The sequence below is a fragment of the Photobacterium sp. GB-50 genome, assembly GCF_003026755.1.
Classification (GTDB): Bacteria; Pseudomonadota; Gammaproteobacteria; order Enterobacterales; family Vibrionaceae; genus Photobacterium.
Genome location: NZ_PYNX01000043.1, coordinates 1 through 2286, shown reverse-complemented (window position 1 = coordinate 2286; position 2286 = coordinate 1). Strand labels below are relative to the sequence as shown.

The following is a 2286-nucleotide window of genomic DNA, read 5'->3' as shown; positions in this document are numbered from 1 at the left end:
TGTTGCATCGGCTGACTCGAATGGCCCGTAAATCTCAAACTGATGTCCTTCAATAACTTTCGATAAAAACCACATGCCGATTTTAAATGTATCGTTGGTGCTGCGTTGTACATCTTCAACATTTTCGGCTGTGATATTTGAAACCATCGCTTGGACTTGGTTGTGGTTATCGTAAGAAAAATATTGGCACACTTTAGTTGTCATTGTTAGTTCTCCAGAGTTAATTTGTAGTTTTCAAGCGCCTTAAAGATTTGTTCATAGTTTTCAATGATCTCTTGGTCAGCATCTATCAATGAACCACTAATATCGGAGTTAAACCAAGTGATTAACTTTTCTAATTGGAACGCTGTCACAATAATTCACCATCTTCTAATTCAACAATTTTCAATCCATAGCGTTTAAGTTCTAGAGAACCAAAATTATTAACAGTAAAGCTCGAGCTATCTAATGTATAAAGTCCAACTTTGTAAGCTTGCTCTTCTTCAGATAACGATAATTTTATTTCGACTGGGAATTTTCCCCCTAAATATGCATAGGCTGTTTGCTCATAAATAGTTTTAGCCGGCTTACCTTCTTTGCCAGGTATTAGCTTTGATTGTTTATTTTCATGTTCAGGGAAAACTTCGATTTTTAGCATGCTATCTCCTTAAGCATATGCTTTAAAAGGTAAAATATTTGATGTTTCAACAACGGGCATTTTGTACCAAGCTGGAATAGAAAGTGATTTAACTTCAATGACTTCAGAGCGTTTTAAGGTCGGACACAAGCGACTAACATCGAATTTTTGTCCAATATCTATCCCTATTTTCTTAAGGCGAGCCTTATGCTCATAGAACTGTGTATCACTTAACATTTGACGCAAATCCATACCTTGTTGCCACAAAATTGCATAACTTTGGGTACTGTTAGCTGCTTGGCGACTTTTAACTATAGAGTGATTAAGTAATTGATCTGCAATGGTTTCATGTTCATCGTGAGATATATGTATTGTCTTCATGGCATTCTCAATATCTTGAATATGTTCAACAAAATCAGTTTCTTTCACGACTCCATACCAATTCAGATTGTATCGCTTGAGCATTGTTTGCCTTAGACTATGTTCTTCTCGAACAACACCTTTTCTTTCACAATACTCAATAATATTTTGTATATATGTCAGTATGTTATCGTCTTTCTGATTACTATTTTTCTCGGCTTTTTTGAGATGTCTTTTTAACTCAACAGCTTTGTTATATAGCTTGGTCATTGACCAAGTTGATGCCTCTCCCCAGTTACAAGTATTTCCATCTGGGTAAAGCTTGGGTTTTCTAGCTCTTCCAATTTGCATTGAAGACAATCCGCGAATAAATGATTGCTCTCTACCCTTACCTATCTCATGATTTCTAGTCCAATCAATTAATGTAATTTCAGCTCCGTTGCCGATTAATGATGATGATTTTCCATCAGGTGTCTGCCTATGATGAAATCTTGTTGTTTTTGTAAATGGCGGTAAACCCAATTGATTCAATATGTTGTTATAAATACTGACGCATTCATCAATGGTCTTTAAGCCAAATAAATTATCAACTCTTTGCCAACGAGAAGGATTACCTTCCACTCTTACTTTGCGTCCATCACAGCGAACGGTAAGTTTTGTACTAAACGAACCTTCAAGAATTTTCTTATTTACTGACGGAGGTAACTTTTCACCTGTTTCAAGGTCAATTTTTTCAATCACATGAGTACCAACAAAAGGCAAATTACCCTCTTGGTATTCTTGCTGAATGAACAATTGATCAATGAAAAAAGATGTCACATCAAAACCCTGTCAAGTACATTTATATGTACCTTACACTCTACTATTATGTACTTCAACCTATAGGTATTAAAAAGTGTATGTATAATTAAAGAAAACTAAACCCATGGAGAGTTTAAAGTGCTTAAAGATGTACTTAAGGAAGCTAGAGCTGAGTTAGGACTTAAACAGGAAGATGTTGCTTCAATGGTTAATGTTACGAAGCAAACCTATTTAAAATGGGAAAATGGGACGACAGAACCTAAAGCATCACAAATAAACTTACTTTCTAAGGCATTGAATGTCAGTGCTAATGAAATCTGTGAAGGTCGCCGTTATTCACGAATGAGCTTGGAAAACTTCATTATTCAAAAAGCAGTAAATAGTGATTCTCGTGAAATTGAAACTTTACGAGTGTGGGAACAAATTCCAGATCATGCCGCCTTTCTTAATAGCTTAGTTGAGCCCTTTAGTGATCAAGGTTTGACAGATAAAATCTCAGCTTTAGAAGA

The 2286-nt window shown here is 35.5% G+C and carries 4 protein-coding genes and 1 pseudogene; 1 reads left to right on the top strand and 4 read right to left on the bottom strand.

Features of this window, described 5'->3' with window-relative positions:
- From C9J41_RS21540 to C9J41_RS21530, 4 genes and pseudogenes are all read right to left on the bottom strand, one after another.
- A pseudogene (locus tag C9J41_RS21540) lies at window positions 1–204 on the bottom strand (hypothetical protein); the annotation flags it as partial.
- Window positions 205–206: 2 nt separating this feature from the next.
- Entirely contained in the window at window positions 207–353 is a 147-nt protein-coding gene (locus tag C9J41_RS21855) for a hypothetical protein (RefSeq protein WP_158259692.1), read from the bottom strand.
- The gene (locus C9J41_RS21535) at window positions 350–637 is read right to left on the bottom strand and encodes a single-stranded DNA-binding protein (RefSeq protein WP_107295012.1); all 288 of its coding nucleotides are present in this window, start codon (window positions 635–637) and stop codon (window positions 350–352) included. The genes C9J41_RS21855 and C9J41_RS21535 overlap by 4 nt, the downstream gene beginning before the upstream one ends.
- 9 nt (window positions 638–646) lie before the next feature.
- On the bottom strand, window positions 647–1795 hold the full coding sequence (locus tag C9J41_RS21530; RefSeq protein WP_233220428.1) for a phage/plasmid replication protein, II/X family: 1149 nt from the start codon (window positions 1793–1795) through the stop codon (window positions 647–649).
- A gap of 120 nt (window positions 1796–1915) precedes the next feature.
- Here C9J41_RS21530 and C9J41_RS21525 point away from each other — a divergent pair.
- Window positions 1916–2286: helix-turn-helix transcriptional regulator (locus C9J41_RS21525; protein WP_107295011.1), on the top strand; the 371-nt coding region annotated here is incomplete at its 3' end.

Excerpts from the sequence above, each read along its gene's own strand:
- C9J41_RS21535 (WP_107295012.1), bottom strand. The coding sequence starts at position 637 with ATGCTAAAAATCGAAGTTTTCCCTGAACATGAAAATAAACAATCAAAG.